Origin of the sequence: Micromonospora sp. NPDC020750 (assembly GCF_044334565.1) — a bacterium.
In the GTDB taxonomy this organism is placed as follows: Bacteria; Actinomycetota; Actinomycetes; order Mycobacteriales; family Micromonosporaceae; genus Micromonospora.
Map to the genome: position 1 here is coordinate 462,043 of NZ_JBIRTH010000002.1, position 18,230 is coordinate 480,272.

At 69.7% G+C, this 18,230-nt stretch carries 14 protein-coding genes and 3 tRNA genes; all 17 read left to right on the forward strand.

All coding sequences use genetic code 11. The features are described 5' to 3' along the window. The first annotated feature begins 21 nt into the window (after positions 1–21). The 17 genes from ACH4T9_RS07330 to ACH4T9_RS07410 all read left to right on the forward strand — a co-directional run bounded on the left by ACH4T9_RS07330 (position 22) and on the right by ACH4T9_RS07410 (position 18,224). Positions 22–2,553, forward strand: coding sequence for a putative bifunctional diguanylate cyclase/phosphodiesterase (locus tag ACH4T9_RS07330; protein ID WP_396670349.1), 2,532 nt, complete (start codon positions 22–24; stop codon positions 2,551–2,553). Between the two features lie 126 nt (positions 2,554–2,679). Next, positions 2,680–2,752 (forward strand) — tRNA-Thr (locus ACH4T9_RS07335). A gap of 25 nt (positions 2,753–2,777) precedes the next feature. After that, positions 2,778–2,850, forward strand: a tRNA-Met gene (locus tag ACH4T9_RS07340). A 133-nt stretch (positions 2,851–2,983) separates the two neighbouring features. Next, entirely contained in the window at positions 2,984–3,151 is a 168-nt protein-coding gene (gene rpmG / locus ACH4T9_RS07345) for a 50S ribosomal protein L33 (protein ID WP_387014966.1), read from the forward strand. Between the two features lie 118 nt (positions 3,152–3,269). Continuing rightward, positions 3,270–3,716, forward strand: coding sequence for a MaoC family dehydratase N-terminal domain-containing protein (locus tag ACH4T9_RS07350; protein ID WP_396670348.1), 447 nt, complete (start codon positions 3,270–3,272; stop codon positions 3,714–3,716). Position 3,717: 1 nt separating this feature from the next. Further along, positions 3,718–4,110, forward strand: coding sequence for a MaoC family dehydratase (locus ACH4T9_RS07355; protein ID WP_396670347.1), 393 nt, complete (start codon positions 3,718–3,720; stop codon positions 4,108–4,110). Positions 4,111–4,237: 127 nt separating this feature from the next. After that, a tRNA-Trp gene (locus ACH4T9_RS07360) sits at positions 4,238–4,310 on the forward strand. Between the two features lie 214 nt (positions 4,311–4,524). Then, positions 4,525–4,917 (forward strand): preprotein translocase subunit SecE, encoded by a 393-nt coding sequence (gene secE / locus ACH4T9_RS07365; RefSeq protein WP_387014975.1) that lies wholly within the window; start codon positions 4,525–4,527, stop codon positions 4,915–4,917. Positions 4,918–4,956: 39 nt separating this feature from the next. Then, positions 4,957–5,679 carry a transcription termination/antitermination protein NusG gene (gene nusG, locus ACH4T9_RS07370; RefSeq protein ID WP_396670346.1) on the forward strand — a complete coding sequence of 241 codons (723 nt, stop codon included), beginning with the start codon at positions 4,957–4,959 and terminating at the stop codon, positions 5,677–5,679. A 182-nt stretch (positions 5,680–5,861) separates the two neighbouring features. Next, a complete protein-coding gene (rplK, locus tag ACH4T9_RS07375) occupies positions 5,862–6,296 on the forward strand; it encodes a 50S ribosomal protein L11 (RefSeq protein WP_387014980.1) in 435 nt (144 codons plus the stop codon). Between the two features lie 81 nt (positions 6,297–6,377). After that, entirely contained in the window at positions 6,378–7,094 is a 717-nt protein-coding gene (gene rplA / locus ACH4T9_RS07380) for a 50S ribosomal protein L1 (RefSeq protein WP_350881996.1), read from the forward strand. A gap of 78 nt (positions 7,095–7,172) precedes the next feature. Beyond that, the gene (locus ACH4T9_RS07385) at positions 7,173–8,174 is read left to right on the forward strand and encodes an ATP-binding cassette domain-containing protein (RefSeq protein WP_396670345.1); all 1,002 of its coding nucleotides are present in this window, start codon (positions 7,173–7,175) and stop codon (positions 8,172–8,174) included. Next, on the forward strand, positions 8,171–8,860 hold the full coding sequence (locus tag ACH4T9_RS07390) for a hypothetical protein (protein ID WP_396670344.1): 690 nt from the start codon (positions 8,171–8,173) through the stop codon (positions 8,858–8,860). The genes ACH4T9_RS07385 and ACH4T9_RS07390 overlap by 4 nt, the downstream gene beginning before the upstream one ends. A gap of 400 nt (positions 8,861–9,260) precedes the next feature. After that, a complete protein-coding gene (gene rplJ, locus ACH4T9_RS07395; RefSeq protein ID WP_350881990.1) occupies positions 9,261–9,806 on the forward strand; it encodes a 50S ribosomal protein L10 in 546 nt (181 codons plus the stop codon). Positions 9,807–9,859: 53 nt separating this feature from the next. Continuing rightward, positions 9,860–10,243 (forward strand): 50S ribosomal protein L7/L12, encoded by a 384-nt coding sequence (rplL, locus tag ACH4T9_RS07400; RefSeq protein WP_396670343.1) that lies wholly within the window; start codon positions 9,860–9,862, stop codon positions 10,241–10,243. 580 nt (positions 10,244–10,823) lie between these two features. Next, positions 10,824–14,255, forward strand: a complete 3,432-nt coding sequence (locus tag ACH4T9_RS07405) for a DNA-directed RNA polymerase subunit beta (protein WP_396670342.1) — start codon at positions 10,824–10,826, stop codon at positions 14,253–14,255. An 81-nt stretch (positions 14,256–14,336) separates the two neighbouring features. After that, entirely contained in the window at positions 14,337–18,224 is a 3,888-nt protein-coding gene (locus ACH4T9_RS07410; RefSeq protein ID WP_396670341.1) for a DNA-directed RNA polymerase subunit beta', read from the forward strand. The last annotated feature ends 6 nt before the right edge of the window (positions 18,225–18,230 follow it).

Genomic DNA, 18,230 nt, shown 5'->3' on the forward strand with positions numbered 1-18,230 from the left:
CGGTGACGACAAGGGAGCAGGATGACGAGCCGTGCGACGGCCGTGCGACGACGCGGGACTGACCTGGCCTGGTTGATAACCGGGCCGCTGGCGTTCCTGGCTGTCATCTGCTGCCTGCTGATCGCGCTGGTCGAGCGGGAGCCGTACGGCGAGTGGGGCCTGGGCCTGCTGCTGCTCACCGCCCTGTTCGCCGCCCACCTGCCGGTCCTGAGCTTCGTCGTACGGCGGCAGACGTTCTCGGCCACGATCACCGAGATTCCGCTGGTCCTGGCGCTGTACTACCTGCCGCCGCTGACCCTGGTGCTGGTTGCCACCCTCGCCGCGCTGATCGCCCAGCTCCGGCGCCGACTCGGCCCGGCCAAGTTCGCCTTCAACGTCGCCCGCTCCGCCGCGGCGACCTCCCTTGCCGCCCTGGTCCTGCTGGCGCTCCCCCCGATCAGGGGCGTGGGGCCCGGCACCTGGGGCATCCTCTTCGCGGCGGTCAGCACCATCACCCTGGTCACCCTCGCCGCCGTGGTCGGCGTGATCACCCTGCTCCAGGGCTCGCAGGCCGGGCTCGAGGTGGTCCGCACGTCCACCGTGCCGCTGCTGGTCGCCGGCGTGAACGCCACCGTCGGCCTGATCATCCTGCTCGCGTTGACCGCCACCTACTGGTCGCTGCTGGTGCTCGGGGCGCTCGCGGTGACAGTGGCCGTGGTCTACCGGGCCTACGCCCACTTCCTCCGCCAGCACCGCACCCTCGCCGACATCTACGAGCTGACCCGGGCCACGACCCGCAGCGGCCAGGACGGCACGCTGCCGGATGCGCTGCTCGGCCGGGTCCGCGCCCTCATGCAGGCCGAGTACGCCACCCTGTGGCTGCCCGCCCAGGGTCGGCACCCGGAGGTGCTGCTGACCGCCCGGGTCGACGGGCGCGGCCTGCTCGACTTCTCCAAGATCCCGGGGGCGGTCCGGGAGCGGGTCGTGCAGCAGCGACAGACCGCCGCACTCGGCGCCCGGCTCGGCGGCGACCGGGAGCAGCTGGAAATGCTGCGGACCGCGCCCGCGAAGGACGCGATCATCGTGCCGCTGCGCTCGGGGGAGGCGGTGATCGGCACCCTGGAGGTGGTCAACCGGCTCAGCAGCCTCGGTCACTTCACCCCGGCCGACGTGCCGGTGATCGAGACGGTGGCCGCGCACGCGGCGGTGGCCCTGGAAAACTCCCGGCTGGTCGACCGGCTGCGGCACGACGCGTACCACGACACGCTGACCAAGCTGCCCAACCGGCGGAGGATCAGCGGCGCGCTCGACGAGGCCGTGAAGATCCGGGCGCCGGGCGAGGTGGTCGCCGTGCTGCTGTTCGACGTGGACGGGCTGCGTCAGGTCAACGAGTCGCTCGGCCACGCCGCCGGGGACCAGGTCCTCGCCGAGGTCGCCGTACGGCTGCGCGCCTCCGCGCCGTCGTCGGCCCTGGTCGGTCGGGCCGGCGGCGACGAGTTCCTGGTGACGCTGCGGCTGGAGAACGCCGACGTGGCACTGGAGTTGGCCGCGCGGCTGCGCGAGGAGATCCGTGCCGAGATGGTCTTCGACGCGTTCACCCTCGACGTGGACACCGCGGTCGGGGTGGCCGTGCACCCCGACCACGGCAGCGACGCGGCGACCCTGCTGCAGCGGGTCGACCTGGCCGCATCGGCGGCGAAGTCCATGCCCGGCAGCATCCAGCTGTTCAACCCGGCCCTGGAGTCCCGGTCGCTGCGCCGGCTCGGCCTGGCCGGCGACCTGCGCAAGGCCCTCGACGACGGCGAGCTGGAGGTCTACTTCCAGCCCAAGGTGACGCTGCGGGACCGCCGGCTCGTCGGGGTGGAGTGTCTGGCCCGCTGGGAGCACCCCGCGCACGGCGAGGTCGCCCCGGAGGACTTCGTGGCGGTGGCCGAGCACACCGGCCAGCTCGGCAGGCTCACCGAGGTGGTGCTGCGGGAGGGGCTGCGGCGCAGCCGGGACTGGACGCACACCGAGCAGCCGCTCGCCGTCGCGGTCAACCTCTCCGCCCGTACGCTCACCGACCGGCACTTCCCCGACCAGGTGCGCGAGCTGCTGGCCGAGTACGACGTCCCACCGCAGCGGCTCACCTTCGAGATCCGCGAGGCCGGGGTGCTGGACGGCACCGACCGCCCGATCCCGACCCTGCGCCGGCTGCGCGACCTCGGCGTCCGGCTGTCGGTGGACGACTTCGGCACCGGATCGTCCTCGCTGGCCTACCTGCGCCGGCTGCCGGTGCACGAGGTGAAGGTCGACCGGTCGTTCGTGCAGGGCATGGCGACGGACCCGAGTGACCTGGCCATCGTCAACGCGGTGGTGACCCTCTCCCAGCAGTTCGGCCTGGCGGTGGTGGCCGAGGGCGTGGAGAGCGAGCTGACCCTTGAGTTGCTCCAGGACATCGGCTGCGAGATCGGCCAGGGCTTCCTGTTCAGCCGCCCGCTGCCGTACGAGCGGCTGGAGGCGTGGTTCGGGGCCCAGTTGGAGTCCGAGGCGCTCGTCGGCCCGGACGTCCGCCGGCTGCGCGTCGTCCCCTGAGGCGCTGCCCCGAAGGCCGCTCACCTGGGCGGATGTCCCCCCGCCCGAGGGTGGGGGGATCCGATTTCACCTCCAGGGCGGGGCCGTGTACTCTTACTCCTGCGCGGCCACCGGGTGATCGTGCAAGCCCCCTTAGCTCAGTCGGCAGAGCGTCTCCATGGTAAGGAGAAGGTCTACGGTTCGATTCCGTAAGGGGGCTCAAAGGGTCCGGCTGGACCCGCCGCGGCGGTGTAGCTCAGATGGCAGAGCAAGCGGCTCATAATCGCTGTGTCGCCGGTTCAATTCCGGCCACCGCTACTCTCGTCCTTCGGGCTCGTTCCCGGTGGTCGTTGGGATGGGCGCTACAGGCGCCCACTTTGCATGTCCGCGCCCCCAGCACATAGGCTGAGGCGTTGTAGTTAGTGACCGTTAGCGAGGAAGGCACTCCGCCGTGGCGAAGGCTACCGATGTCCGGCCGAAGATCACTTTGGCGTGTGTGGAGTGCAAGGAGCGCAACTACATCACGCGCAAGAACCGCCGCAACAACCCGGACCGCATCGAGCTGAAGAAGTTCTGCCCCCGGGACGGCCGGCACACGGCCCACCGCGAGACCCGCTGATCCGCGCCGGCGCAAGCCGGCCGCACGACACCCGATCGCCGATCCGGAACGGATGCGCGGCTTCTTCCGCGCGTTCGCCCCCGGGTCGGCTTTCGTGCTTTCCGTGTAGGTTCTCGGCATGCCCTTGGACCAGTCCTTCGTCGGCCGGACCTATCCGCCGACCGCCCCCTACCAGGTGGGCCGAGAGAAGATCCGCGAGTTCGCCACGGCGGTCGGCGCCACCGACCCCGCGTACCACGATCCCGAGGCCGCCCGGGCGCTCGGTCACCCGGATGTGGTCGCCCCGCCGACCTTCCCCGTGGTCCTGACGATGGCCGCCAGCCGGCAGATCATCGACGACCCGGCGATCGGTGTCGACTACAGCCGGGTGGTCCACGGCGACCAGCGGTTCGCCTACACCCGTCCGGTGGTGGCCGGTGACGAGCTGGTCTGTGCGAACACGATCGAGGACATCAGCAGCCGGGGCGGGCACGACTTCCTGACCACCCGCACCGACGTCACCACGGCCGCCGGCGAGCCGGTGGTCGCCGTCTGGTCCAAGCTCGTCGTACGCGGGGAGGCCTGACGTGGAACTGCCCACCAAGACCTTCCGGGTCACCCGGGCCGACCTGGTCCGCTACGCGGGTGCCTCGGGCGACTTCAACCCGATCCACTGGAGCGACCGGTTCGCCACCGGCGTCGGCCTGCCCGGGGTGATCGCACACGGGATGTTCACCATGGCGCTGGTCGGCCGGGCGGTGACCGAGTGGGCCGGCGCGCCCGACGCGGTGGTCGACTACGGGGTCCGGTTCACCCGTCCAGTGGAGGTTCCCGACGATGACGACGGCACCGAGGTCGAGGTGACCGCCAAGGTCAAGGACACCACCGAAGAGGGCCTGACCAGGCTCGACATCATCGCGACGTGCCGCGGGCAGAAGGTGCTCTCGCAGGCCCGGGCGGTGATCCGGACACCCCGCTGAGGGGGTTCCGCCACGCGAGGAGGTGGACCAGTTGGGAAAGTGGCCTCGCTACCCGTACACTGGTCCGCCGTGGGGCAAGTGACCCCGCCCGGTGCTGCACGACCGGGTCGGGGGAGCGTTGCCACACAGGGGTGTAGCTCAATTGGCAGAGCAGCGGTCTCCAAAACCGCAGGCTGCAGGTTCAAGTCCTGTCACCCCTGCGCCTCAGGCCTGACCGTTCCCGTGGGTCGCGCCGCCAACCGGCGGCGTCCGGCCCGTGGTGGTGGCATCGGCGGGGTGGTTCCGAGGCATCTCGGGCCCCATCCGTCGATCCGCCGGCCGCGGCCCGTCGCGGGACGGTTGGTCCGGCCGGCGTGACCAGCGCCGCGTACGCCGCACCGGCGTGCGACCCCGATTCCCGCGACGGAGGGCGAAGTGGCCGAGAACAAGCGGCGCAGCGAGGACGCCGGCGACGACGACCGTCTGAACGACGATGTCGTCGACGACGTGGCCGCCGACGACGCCACCGACGCGGACGAGCCGGTCTCCCGTGGCGGCACGGCGACCCGGGCGCGGGCCAAGGCTGAGTCGGCCGACGAGAGGAAGACCCGCAAGGACACCGAGCGGGTGGGGCCGTTCGCCCGCATCGCGCGGTTCTTCCGCGAGGTCGTGGCCGAGCTGCGTAAGGTCATCTGGCCTACCCGCAAGGAGCTGCTGACCTACACCGCCGTGGTCGTCACCTTCGTCGCGGTGATGCTGACGATCGTGGCAGGCTTGGACTACGCCTTCGCGAAGGGCGTGCTGTGGGTCTTCGGCAACCCCAGCTGACCGGCTGACTCAAGCCGATAGTGACGGAAGTGAGCGAGCGTGCCTGAGTACGACGAGACCGCCGAGACCACGGACGAGCAGTCCGCGGTGGCGACGGCGGCCAACGATGAGTCGGTCGAGGCCGCCAGCGAGCCGGACTTTCCGACCACCGAGCCCGCACCGGAAGAGGACTTCGACCCGGTCGCGGAGCTGCGTCAGAAGCTGCGCTACGCGCCGGGCGACTGGTACGTGGTGCACTCGTACGCCGGCTACGAGAACAAGGTCAAGACCAACCTCGAGACCCGGATCACCTCCCTCGACATGGAGGACTACATCTACCAGGTCGAGGTGCCGACCCGGGAAGAGATCGAGGTCAAGAACGGCAAGCGGTCCCAGATCCAGGCCAAGGTGTTCCCCGGCTACATCCTGGTCCGGATGGAGCTGACCGCGGAGTCCTACTCCTGCGTGCGTAACACCCCCGGGGTCACCGGGTTCGTGGGGGCGACCGACCGGGCCGACCGGCCGGCGCCGCTGAGCCTCGATGAGGTGCTCAAGTGGCTCGCCCCGGCGGTCGAGACTGGGCAGAAGAAGGCCAAGCCTGAGGTCAGGGTGCTGGACTTCGAGGTGGGCGACTCGGTCACCGTCACCGACGGCGCGTTCGCCTCGCTGCCGGCGACGATCAGCGAGATCAACGCCGACCAGCAGAAGCTCAAGGTGCTGGTGTCGATCTTCGGCCGGGAGACCCCGGTCGAGCTGAACTTCAACCAGGTCACCAAGATCTGACGTTCCGGTCGCCGGCGGTGGGCAGCAGCCCGCCGTCGGCGTATCCGTTCCGCCCCCTCGCCGGACCTCGGCGGAGGGGGCGGCGGAGCATTGCGCTACTCTAGAACGTCGGTCGTCGCATCGCGCTGACCGTGCGCGCCCCCGGCCGGCACCTTTCCCAGTTCCAAGCCCCAGGAAGTGACATGCCTCCGAAGAAGAAGAAGCTCGTCAAGACGTTCACGCTTCAGCTGAAGGCGGGCCAGGCCACGCCGGCGCCGCCGGTCGGCCCCGCGCTCGGCCAGCACGGCGTGAACATCATGGAGTTCTGCAAGACCTACAACGCGCAGACCGAGTCCCAGCGGGGCGACATCGTCCCCGCCGAGATCAGCGTCTACGAGGACCGCTCCTTCACCTTCGTGCTGAAGACCCCGCCCGCGGCCCGGCTGCTGATCAAGGCCGCCGGCGCCGAGAAGGGTTCCGGCGTGCCGCATAGCCAGAAGGTCGGCTCCGTCACCCGCGCCCAGCTGCGGGAGATCGCCGAGAAGAAGATGGCCGACCTCAACGCCAACGACATCGACCAGGCTCAGAAGATCATCGCCGGCACCGCCCGGTCGATGGGCATCACCGTCTCCGACTGACCTCGGTCACCGCTTCCCCGTCATTTCGTGGGAGGGTGCGCGGTCACCGCGGCCCGCCATAGACCACAGGAGTAGCAAGAAATGCAGCGCAGCAAGACCTACCGCAAGGCCGCCGAGGTCATCGACCGGTCGAAGCTCTACACCCCGGCCGAGGCTGTCAAGATCGCCAAGGACACCACCAACGCCAAGTTCGACGCCACGGTCGAGGTCGCCATGCGCCTCGGCGTCGACCCTCGCAAGGCGGACCAGATGGTCCGTGGCGTGGTCAACCTGCCGCACGGCACCGGCAAGACCGCCCGCGTGATCGTCTTCGCCTCCGGCGCGAAGGCCGAGGAGGCCGCCGCCGCCGGTGCGGACGAGGTGGGCACCGACGAGCTCGTCGCCCGGATCCAGGGTGGTTGGCTCGACTTCGACGCGGCGATCGCCACCCCGGACCAGATGGCCAAGATCGGCCGGATCGCGCGGATCCTGGGCCCGCGCGGCCTCATGCCGAACCCGAAGACCGGCACGGTGACCATGGACGTCACCAAGGCCGTCTCGGACATCAAGGGCGGCAAGATCACCTTCCGGGTGGACAAGCACTCCAACCTCCACCTGATCATCGGCAAGGCCTCGTTCTCCGAGTCCCAGCTGGTCGACAACTACGCCGCCGTCCTCGACGAGGTGCTGCGGGCCAAGCCGTCGGCGTCGAAGGGCAAGTACCTCAAGAAGGTCACCCTCACCACCACGATGGGCCCGGGCGTTCCGGTCGACCCGAACCTGGTCAAGAACCTCCAGGAGGGCGTGACCGAGGCCTGAGCACCGCTGCCTCGACGGGGCCCCGCCACGACTCGTGGCGGGGCCCTTTCCGTCTCTCCGGTGTGGCAGGCTCGCGGCATGCGGTGGGAGGGTGTGTGGCTGCGGTACCACCGGCGCGGCCCGTGGGTGCTGCGGGAGACCAGCCTGCGGCTCGACCCGGGCGAGGCCGCCGTGGTGCTCGGCCGCAACGGTGTCGGCAAGTCCACTCTGCTCCAGTTGGCGGCCGGGGTGCTCCGGCCGACCCGGGGCCGGGTCGTCGACCGCCCGCGGCACGTCGGCTGGGTGCCGGAGCGGTTCCCTGTCGACCAGCCGTTCACCGTGAGGCGTTACCTGACCGGGATGGCCCGGGTGGCCGGACTGGGTAAGGGCGAGGCGGACCTGGCGGTCGACCGGTGGACCGAACGGCTGGGCCTGACGCGGTTTCGCGGCGTGCGCCTTCCCGAGCTGTCCAAGGGCACGGCCCAGAAGGTGGGCTTGGCCCAGGCGATGCTGCGCCGGCCCGGTCTGCTCATCCTCGACGAGCCGTGGGAAGGCCTCGATGCCGCCGCCCGGGAACTGGTCCCCGGGCTGATCGGCGAGGTGCTGGCGGCCGGCGGGTCGGTGCTCGTCAGCGACCACCGGGGCGAGACGGCACGGCTGCCGGGCGCCGCCCGCTGGGCCGTCGCCGACGGCACCGTCACCGCGCAGGCGCCGGCCGACGCGCTCGTCGTGGTCGAGGTCGCGGTGCCGGCCGCGCGGGTGGCCGGCACCGTCGCCCGGTTGCGCGCCGACGGCCACCACGTCCTGCGGGTACGCTCCGACGCCGCCCCGCCCGACGCCCTCGCCAGGAAGCCGGCCGCCCTCGTCGCCGGGGAACTGGTGACAACGGTTGCGGCGGAGCCGGCCGTCCCCGCCGCCGGTGGCGCGCCCGCCTCCGTCGCCAGAGAGGTGGGCGCTGCTGCCGTCGTGGAACCGGCGGCTCCCGTCGCCGGCGCGCCGGCCGCACCCGTCGCGCCCCCGATCAGCGGTCCGCCGGGCCCTGCCGACGGGGCGGGCGGGGACGTGCCGGCCCCAGGGCCGGCAGGGCGGGTGAGCCGGTGAGCGCGCTGGTCCGGCTGAGGCTGGCCGGCTTCCTGCGTACCGGACGGGCGGTCGCGCCCCTGTTGGCCGGCCTGCTCGCCCTCGGCGTCCTCTACGGCGGTGGGCGGGCCCAGCCTGGCGAGGCGTACGGCGTCTCGGCGGTGGTGTTGTTCCCGGTAGTGGCCTGGCAGACCAAGATCCTGCTCGACGTCGAGCCGGACGTGCAGCGCCGGCTGGCACTGGTGCTCGCCGGGGCGGCCCGGGAACGGGCCGCCGGGCTGCTCGCGGCGGTCGTGGCCGGGCTCGGTACGGTCGCCGCCGGGCTGGTCTACCCGTGGCTGGTGGGCGGGGTGACCAGCCAGGTGCCGCCGGGCGGCCGGTCGCTGGCCGTCGGTGTCGCCCTCGGCGTCTGGGCGCACCTGCTCGCCCTGCCGGCAGCCGTGGCGCTCGGCGCGCTGGCCAGCCGGGCCGTCACGGGCAGCGCCGGGTACGGCGTCGCGGTGCTGGCGCTCGGCGTGGTCGGCACGCTGGTCCTGGGTCTCTCCGACTCGGTGGTCCCGTGGTTGGCGCCGCCGGTGATGTCCACCGCCCGGGCCGCCGCCGCCGGACCGTCCGGCGCCACCCTGGCCCTGCTCAGCGGGTGGGGGGTCGCCTGGAGCGCGACGGCCCTGGCCGCGTACGCCTGGCGCCGGCGGGTTCGCGTCTGATCGCGACCGTCCGGGGTGCCGCACGCTGTGCCCTCCCGAGCTGCTGAGGGCCCCGGTGCACGGTGAACGGGTGCGATCACCGGCGGGGGAGTGACCGGGCGCACCCGGGGGCGATTTGGCGGTCACGGGCGTGTCGCGTAGCCTGAGGCGAAGTAACACCCAGAGACCGCTGGTCACCGTGCCCCGGCACGGTCGAAGGTCCCGCTTCGACGGGCGACCCGCGCAGGGCGGCAAGCGAAACTTGGCCGTGTTCCCGTGGTCCGCCGACTGCGGTGCGACCGGCCGACCCTCGCCCCGTGCGCCCTGCGCCGGGGCGTTTCTCGTTGTCGTGGCCCTCCGGTATCGCGGAAGCCTGCCGGCTTCCCGGTGGGCCAGCCTGGAGCAACGAGAGAGGAGGGACATGGCGGACAAGCCGATCCGGGCCGACAAGGCCACGGCCGTCGTCGAGCTGACCGAGAACTTCCGCAACGCGGGCGCTACGGTGCTGACCGAGTACCGTGGTCTGACGGTTTCCCAGCTCACCCAGCTGCGGCGCTCGCTCGGCAAGGAGACCACCTACACGGTCGCGAAGAACACGCTGGCGAAGCGTGCCGCGACCGACGCGGGCATCTCCGGGCTCGACGAGCTGTTCACCGGTCCTACCGCGCTGACTTTCGTTTCGGGCGACGTCGTCGAGGCGGCGAAGGGGCTTCGCGACTTCGCGAAGGCCAACCCGAAGCTCGTCATCAAGGGCGGCGTCTTCGAGGGCAAGGCCATTTCCGCGGCCGAGGTCACGAAGCTTGCCGACCTGGAGTCCCGCGAGGTGCTGCTGGCCAAGCTGGCCGGCGCGATGAAGGGCAACCTGAGCAAGGCCGCGGCCCTGTTCCAGGCCCCGCTGTCGAAGACCGCTCGTGTCGCGGCAGCCCTGCAGGACAAGCGCGAGAAGGAGGGCGCCGAGGCGGCCTGAGGCCCCGCGGCGCACCCACGTTCTTAGTCAAACATTAGGAAAGGACGCCAGATATGGCGAAGCTCAGCACCGACGAGCTGCTTGACGCGTTCAAGGAGATGACGCTGATCGAGCTCTCCGAGTTCGTGAAGCAGTTCGAGACGACCTTCGAGGTCACCGCCGCGGCTCCGGTCGCCGTCGCCGCCGGGGGCGCTGCCCCGGCCGCCGCCGAGGCCGAGCCGGAGAAGGACGAGTTCGACGTCGTCCTCGACGCCGCCGGTGGCAAGAAGATCCAGGTCATCAAGGTCGTGCGTGAGCTGACCGGCCTGGGCCTGAAGGAGGCCAAGGACCTTGTCGAGGCCGCGCCGAAGGCGGTCCTGGAGAAGGTCAACAAGGAGGCCGCCGACAAGGCCAAGGCCAAGCTCGAGGGCGAGGGTGCCACGGTCGTCCTCAAGTAATTGGGGCTGACCGGGCGCGGGCCCGGCTCAGGTGCACGTGAGCCGGGGCGTACTCCGACACGGCGGGCGACGATCTCGAATTTGGATCGTCGCCCGCCGTGTTCATGTTGGGACCGCCAGCAACGTTCTGAGCAGGGCGCGGACGCCCGGCGCCCGGCGGTACGGCCGGAGCGGAGGTCGTCCGTCAGTGGGAAACACGTGTCGCCGGCGAGACCGGCCCTTGACGCGGCCCCGGGCCGCCAGGCACGCTGACACCTGCAAGACCTTCCGCGCTTGCAACGGCCACCTCTTGGGTATTGGCAGCGGCGGCACCACTGGCCGCCGCACCCGAGCGGATCCGTAGGTCCGCCGCGTTCCGAGCGGCCCGGTCGTCCCTCTTTCGGGGGATGCCGAGGCGCGTTCCGCGACGACCTGCGGGCTGGGCTGGACAGCGGTTAGCCTCTCGGCTACACTGCTAGTTTGCGCTGCCTTCCGACTTGACCCCTGCGCGGAAATGTCCGATTGCGGATATTTCTGGTGGGGATATTGGAGTGCACGCGTACCAGCCGTTCTGCAGCACCGGTCCTCGGAAGGACGCATCTTGGCAGCTTCCCGCCCTGCGAAGACCAGTCGTACGTCGAGCGCTTTCGCTCCCCGCCGAGTCTCTTTCGGCAGGATCACCGAACACCTCGAGGTCCCCAACCTCCTCGCCATTCAGAACGAGTCCTTCGACTGGCTCGTCGGCAACGAGGGTTGGCAGGGCCGGTCGGCGGACGACCCGCACGCACGCTCGGGTCTCGCGGAAATCCTCGAAGAGATCAGTCCCATTGAGGACTTCTCCGGCACCATGTCGCTCTCCTTCTCGGCACCGCGCTTCGACGAGGTCAAGGCCTCGATCGAGGAGTGCAAGGAGAAGGACCTGACCTACTGCGCCCCGCTGTTCGTGACCGCGGAGTTCACCAACAACACCACCGGCGAGATCAAGAGCCAGACGGTGTTCATGGGTGACTTCCCGATGATGACGCCGAAGGGCACCTTCATCATCAACGGCACCGAGCGCGTCGTGGTCAGCCAGCTCGTCCGCTCGCCGGGCGTGTACTTCTCGAAAGAGCCGGACAAGACCTCCGACCGCGACCTCTCCAGCGTCAAGGTCATCCCGAGCCGGGGTGCCTGGCTGGAGTTCGACATCGACAAGCGCGACACGGTCGGCGTCCGCATCGACCGCAAGCGCCGGCAGGCCGTCACGGTCCTGCTCAAGGCCATCGGTTGGTCCGCCGAGCGGATCCGCGAGAAGTTCGGCTGGTCCGAGCTGCTGATGACCACGCTCGAGAAGGACCACATCGCCGGCGCCGACGAGGCGTTGCTCGACATCTACCGGAAGCTCCGCCCTGGCGAGCCGCCGACCCGTGAGAACGCCCAGACCCTGCTCGACAACCTCTTCTTCAACCCGAAGCGGTACGACGTCGCCAAGGTCGGTCGGTACAAGTTCAACAAGAAGCTCGAAGTGGGCGTGCCGATCACCACCGGCACCCTGACCGAGGACGACATCGTCGCCACCGTGGAGTACCTCTGCCGGCTGCACGCCGGCGAGGACGGCTACGAGGCCGACGACATCGACCACTTCGGCAACCGGCGCCTGCGCACCGTGGGCGAGCTGATCCAGAACCAGGTCCGGGTCGGCCTGTCCCGGATGGAGCGGGTCGTCCGCGAGCGGATGACCACCCAGGACGTCGAGGCGATCACGCCGCAGACCCTGATCAACATCCGTCCCGTCGTGGCGGCGATCAAGGAGTTCTTCGGCACGTCGCAGCTGTCCCAGTTCATGGACCAGACCAACCCGCTGGCGGGTCTGACCCACCGGCGCCGGCTGAGCGCGCTCGGCCCGGGTGGTCTGTCCCGGGAGCGGGCCGGCTTCGAGGTCCGCGACGTGCACCCGTCCCACTACGGCCGGATGTGCCCGATCGAGACGCCGGAAGGCCCGAACATCGGCCTGATCGGCGCGCTCTCCACCTTCGCCCGGGTCAACCCGTTCGGCTTCATCGAGACGCCGTACCGGAAGGTCGTCGAGGGTCGGGTCACCGACCAGATCGACTACCTGACCGCGGACGAGGAGGACCGGTTCGTCAAGGCGCAGGCCAACGCGCGGCTGAAGGCCGACGGCACGTTCGCCGAGGACCGGGTCCTGTGTCGCCGTAAGGGTGGCGAGACCGAGGACGTGGTCCCCGGCGCCGTCGACTACATGGACGTGTCGCCGCGGCAGATGACGTCGGTCGCGACCGCGATGATCCCGTTCCTCGAGCACGACGACGCCAACCGGGCACTGATGGGCGCGAACATGCAGCGCCAGGCGGTGCCGCTGGTCAAGGCCGAGTCGCCGTTGGTCGGCACCGGCATGGAGTACCGCGCCGCCGTCGACGCCGGTGACGTGGTCGTGGCCGAGGTCGGCGGTGTCATCGAGGATCTCTGCGCCGACTACATCACCATCCACCAGGACGACGGCCACCGCCGGACGTACCTGCTGCACAAGTTCCGCCGCTCCAACGCCGGCTCCTGCGTCAACCAGAAGCCGGTCGTCTTCGAGGGCGACCGCGTCGAGGCCGGTCAGGTCATCGCCGACGGTCCGTGCACCGACGAGGGCGAGATGGCGCTCGGGCGCAACCTGCTGGTGGCGTTCATGTGCTGGGAGGGCCACAACTACGAGGACGCGATCATCCTGTCGCAGCGCCTCGTGCAGCAGGACGTGCTCACCTCGATCCACATCGAGGAGCACGAGGTCGACGCCCGGGACACCAAGCTCGGCCCGGAGGAGATCACCCGCGACATCCCGAACGTCAGCGAGGAGATGCTCGCCGACCTCGACGAGCGCGGCATCATCCGGATCGGCGCCGAGGTCGTTCCCGGCGACATCCTGGTCGGCAAGGTCACGCCCAAGGGCGAGACCGAGCTGACCCCGGAGGAGCGGCTGCTCCGCGCGATCTTCGGCGAGAAGGCGCGCGAGGTCCGGGACACCTCGCTGAAGGTGCCGCACGGCGAGACCGGCACGGTCATCGGCGTGCGTACCTTCTCCCGCGAGGACGGCGACGAGCTGCCGCCGGGCGTCAACGAGCTGGTCCGGGTCTACGTCGCCCAGAAGCGGAAGATCCAGGACGGCGACAAGCTCGCCGGCCGGCACGGCAACAAGGGCGTCATCTCGAAGATCCTGCCGATCGAGGACATGCCGTTCCTGGAGGACGGCACCCCGGTCGACATCGTGCTGAACCCGCTGGGTGTTCCGTCCCGGATGAACATCGGCCAGGTGCTGGAGACGCACCTCGGCTGGGTGGCCAAGACGGGTTGGAGTGTGGACGGCGACGACACCGACTGGAAGCGCCAGCTGCGCTCCATCGAGGCGCACGAGTCCGAGCCGGACACCAACGTGGCCACGCCGGTCTTCGACGGCGCCCGCGAGGAGGAGATCTCCGGTCTGCTCTCGTCGACCCTGCCCAACCGGGACGGCAAGCAGCTGATCGGCTCCAGCGGCAAGGCGCAGCTGTTCGACGGCCGCTCGGGCGAGCCGCTGCCGGACCCGATCGCGGTCGGTTACATCTACATCCTGAAGCTCAACCACCTGGTCGACGACAAGATCCACGCCCGGTCGACCGGCCCGTACTCGATGATCACGCAGCAGCCGCTGGGTGGTAAGGCGCAGTTCGGTGGCCAGCGCTTCGGTGAGATGGAGTGCTGGGCGATGCAGGCGTACGGCGCCGCATACGCCCTGCAGGAGCTGCTCACGATCAAGTCCGACGACGTCCTGGGCCGGGTCAAGGTCTACGAGGCGATCGTCAAGGGCGAGAACATCCCGGAGCCGGGCATTCCGGAGTCGTTCAAGGTGTTGCTCAAGGAGCTGCAGTCGCTGTGCCTCAACGTGGAGGTGCTCTCCAGCGACGGTGTGGCCCTGGAGATGCGCGAGACCGACGACGAGGTGTTCCGGGCCGCGGAGGAGCTGGGCATCGACCTGTCCCGGCGCGAGCCGAGCTCGGTCGAAGAGGTCTGAGGTGAGCGGTCGGGAGCCGGCTCGCCGGCTCCCGACCCCACCCATTAGCTAAGCAGTACAGACGACGACATAGGGGACATAGTGCTCGACGTCAACTTCTTCGACGAGCTGCGCATCGGTCTCGCCACCGCCGACGACATCCGTCAGTGGTCGCACGGCGAGGTCAAGAAGCCTGAGACGATCAACTACCGCACCCTCAAGCCGGAAAAGGACGGGCTCTTCTGCGAGAAGATCTTCGGCCCTCAGCGGGACTGGGAGTGCTACTGCGGTAAGTACAAGCGGGTCCGGTTCAAGGGCATCATCTGCGAGCGCTGCGGCGTCGAGGTGACCCGCTCCAAGGTGCGCCGGGAGCGGATGGGTCACATCGAGCTGGCCGCTCCGGTGACCCACATCTGGTACTTCAAGGGCGTGCCGAGCCGGCTGGGTTACCTGCTGGACCTCGCCCCGAAGGACCTCGAAAAGATCATCTACTTCGCCTCGTACGTGATCACGAGCGTGGACGCCGAGTCGCGTCACCGTGACCTCTCGACCATCGAGAACGAGATCCTGGCCGAGAAGCGGCAGGCCGAGAACAGCCGCGACTCGGAGATCGAGAAGCGGGCCGCCAAGCTCGAGGCCGACCTGGCCGAGCTGGAGGCCGAGGGCGCGAAGGCGGACGTCCGGCGCAAGGTCAAGGAGGGCGGAGAGCGCGAGATGCGCCAGATCCGCGACCGGGCCCAGCGCGAGATCGACCGCCTGGACGAGGTGCTCGACACCTTCCGCAAGCTGGACTCGAAGCAGCTGGTCACCGACGAGCTGCTCTACCGGGAGCTGCGCGACCGGTTCGGCGAGTACTTCACCGGCGCGATGGGTGCCGAGGCCATCAAGGCGCTGGTCCAGAACATGGACCTCTCCACCGAGGCCGAGAGCCTGCGCGAGACCATCCGCTCCGGCAAGGGTCAGCGGAAGATCCGGGCGCTCAAGCGGCTCAAGGTCGTGGCGGCGTTCCTGAACACCCGCAACTCGCCGCTCGGCATGGTGCTGGACTGCGTCCCGGTCATCCCGCCGGACCTGCGCCCGATGGTGCAGCTCGACGGTGGCCGCTTCGCGACCTCCGACCTGAACGACCTGTACCGCCGCGTGATCAACCGGAACAACCGCCTCAAGCGGCTGATCGACCTCGGCGCGCCCGAGATCATCGTCAACAACGAGAAGCGGATGCTCCAGGAGGCCGTCGACGCGCTGTTCGACAACGGCCGCCGCGGCCGGCCGGTCACCGGGCCGGGCAACCGCCCGCTCAAGTCGCTGTCCGACATGCTCAAGGGCAAGCAGGGCCGGTTCCGGCAGAACCTGCTCGGCAAGCGCGTCGACTACTCCGGCCGTTCGGTCATCGTGGTCGGCCCGAAGCTGAAGCTGCACCAGTGCGGCCTGCCCAAGCAGATGGCGCTGGAGCTGTTCAAGCCGTTCGTGATGAAGCGGCTCGTGGACCTCAACCACGCGCAGAACATCAAGTCCGCCAAGCGGATGGTCGAGCGGCAGCGGCCGGTCGTGTGGGACGTGCTGGAAGAGGTCATCGGCGAGCACCCGGTGCTGCTGAACCGCGCGCCGACTCTGCACCGACTGGGCATCCAGGCCTTCGAGCCGCAGCTCGTCGAGGGCAAGGCGATCCAGATCCACCCGCTGGTCTGCACCGCGTTCAACGCCGACTTCGACGGTGACCAGATGGCGGTGCACGTGCCGCTGTCCGCCGAGGCTCAGGCCGAGGCGCGGATCCTGATGCTGTCGTCGAACAACATCCTCAAGCCGGCCGACGGCAAGCCGGTCACGATGCCCACCCAGGACATGGTCATCGGCCTGTACCACCTCACCCACCTCAGGGCCGGTGAGAAGGGCGAGGACCGGCCGTTCAGCTCGGACGCCGAGGCCCGGATGGCTTTCGACGCCAGCGAGCTGCACCTGCAGGCGCCGGTGAAGATCCGTCTGCGCGGGCTGGTCGGGGTCGACAACGGCGTCGGCGCGGAGCCGTGGGTCGCGCCGGAGGGCTGGGTCGAGGGTGACCCGCTCACCGTCGAGACCACCCTGGGCCGGGTGCTGTTCAACGAGACGCTGCCGCAGGGCTACCGCTTCGTGAACTACGAGATCCGCAAGGGGCAGCTCTCCGCGATCGTCAACGACCTGGCCGAGCGCTTCCCGAAGGTGGCGCTGGCCGCCACCCTGGACGGCCTCAAGGAGGCCGGTTTCCACTGGGCGACCTGGTCCGGCGTGACGATCGGCATGGAGGACGTCATCGCTCCGCCGCGCAAGCGGGAGATCCTGGAGAAGTACGAGAAGGAAGCCGACCGGATCGACAAGCAGTACCAGCGGGGTCTGATGACCGCCGAGGAGCGTCGCGGCGAACTCATCGAGATCTGGACCAAGGCGACCAACGAGGTCGCCAAGGAGATGGACACCGCGTTGCCGCAGGAGAACCCCCTGTGGAAGATGATCCACTCGGGCGCCCGCGGTAACCTGCTCCAGCTCCGTCAGATCGCCGCGATCCGTGGTCTGGTGGCCAACCCGAAGGGCGAGATCATCCCCCGGCCGATCAAGGCCAGCTACCGGGAGGGTCTGTCCGTGCTGGAGTACTTCATCTCCACGCACGGTGCCCGCAAGGGTCTCGCCGACACCGCGCTGCGGACCGCCGACTCGGGTTACCTGACCCGTCGTCTGGTGGACGTGTCGCAGGACGTCATCATCCGCGAGGAGGACTGCGGCACCGACCGGGCCATCCCGATGCAGATCGGCGAGCGGCGCGACGGCAAGCTGTACGTCCACGAGCACGCCGAGACCAGCGTGCACGCCCGGACCCTGGCGGACGACATCAAGGGGCCGGACGGCAACGTCGTCGCCGAGCGCGGCCAGGACGTCAACTCCATCGGGGTCGACCGGATCGTCGCTGCCGGGGTGGAGACGGTGCGGGTGCGCAGCGTACTCACCTGCGAGTCGAAGCTGGGCGTCTGCGGTGCGTGCTACGGCCGCTCGCTGCCGACCGGCAAGACCGTGGACGTCGGCGAGGCGGTCGGCATCATCGCCGCCCAGTCGATCGGTGAGCCCGGTACGCAGCTGACGATGCGTACGTTCCACACCGGTGGTGTCGCGGGTGAGGACATCACCCAGGGTCTGCCCCGCGTCCAGGAGATCTTCGAGGCCCGGGTCCCGAAGGGCAAGGCGCCGATCGCCGACACCCCGGGCCGGATCCGGATCGAGGACGGCGAGCGGTCGCGGAAGATCATCGTTGTGCCGGACGACGGCAGCGAGGAGATCGTCTACGACAAGATCTCCAAGCGGGTCCGGCTGCGGGCCCACGACGGCGACCACGTCGAGGTCGGCGAGAAGCTCACCGAGGGCACCATCGACCCGCACGAGCTGCTGCGCATCCTCGGCCCGCGCGCGGTCCAGGTCCACCTGACCCAGGAGGTCCAGCAGGTCTACCGCTCGCAGGGTGTGCTCATCCACGACAAGCACATCGAGATCATCATCCGCCAGATGCTGAAGCGGGTGACGGTCATCGACTCCGGCTCGACCGAGTTCCTGCCGGGCGTGCTGGTCGACCGGGCGCTGTTCGAGTCGGAGAACCGCCGGCTCGTCTCCGAGGGTGGCGAGCCCGCCGCCGGTCGCCCGGTGCTGATGGGTATCACCAAGGCCTCGCTGGCCACGGACTCCTGGCTGTCGGCGGCCTCCTTCCAGGAGACCACCCGGGTGCTGACCGACGCGGCGATCAACTCGCGCAGCGACTCGCTGGTCGGCCTCAAGGAGAACGTGATCATCGGTAAGCTCATCCCGGCCGGTACGGGCATCAGCAAGTACCGCAACGTCCGGGTCGAGCCGACCGAGGAGGCCAAGGCCAAGGTCTACTCGATGACCGGCTACCCGGAGACCGACTACGGCTTCGGGCCGGCCAGCGGGCAGGCCGTGCCGCTGGACGACTTCGACTTCGGGTCGTACCGCTAAGCAGTA

Excerpts from the sequence above, each read along its gene's own strand:
- rplJ (WP_350881990.1), top strand. The coding sequence starts at position 9,261 with ATGGCGGACAAGCCGATCCGGGCCGACAAGGCCACGGCCGTCGTCGAG.
- rplA (WP_350881996.1), top strand. The coding sequence starts at position 6,378 with ATGCAGCGCAGCAAGACCTACCGCAAGGCCGCCGAGGTCATCGACCGG.
- ACH4T9_RS07330 (WP_396670349.1), top strand. The coding sequence starts at position 22 with ATGACGAGCCGTGCGACGGCCGTGCGACGACGCGGGACTGACCTGGCC.
- rplL (WP_396670343.1), top strand. The coding sequence starts at position 9,860 with ATGGCGAAGCTCAGCACCGACGAGCTGCTTGACGCGTTCAAGGAGATG.
- rplK (WP_387014980.1), top strand. The coding sequence starts at position 5,862 with ATGCCTCCGAAGAAGAAGAAGCTCGTCAAGACGTTCACGCTTCAGCTG.
- ACH4T9_RS07385 (WP_396670345.1), top strand. The coding sequence starts at position 7,173 with ATGCGGTGGGAGGGTGTGTGGCTGCGGTACCACCGGCGCGGCCCGTGG.
- ACH4T9_RS07350 (WP_396670348.1), top strand. The coding sequence starts at position 3,270 with ATGCCCTTGGACCAGTCCTTCGTCGGCCGGACCTATCCGCCGACCGCC.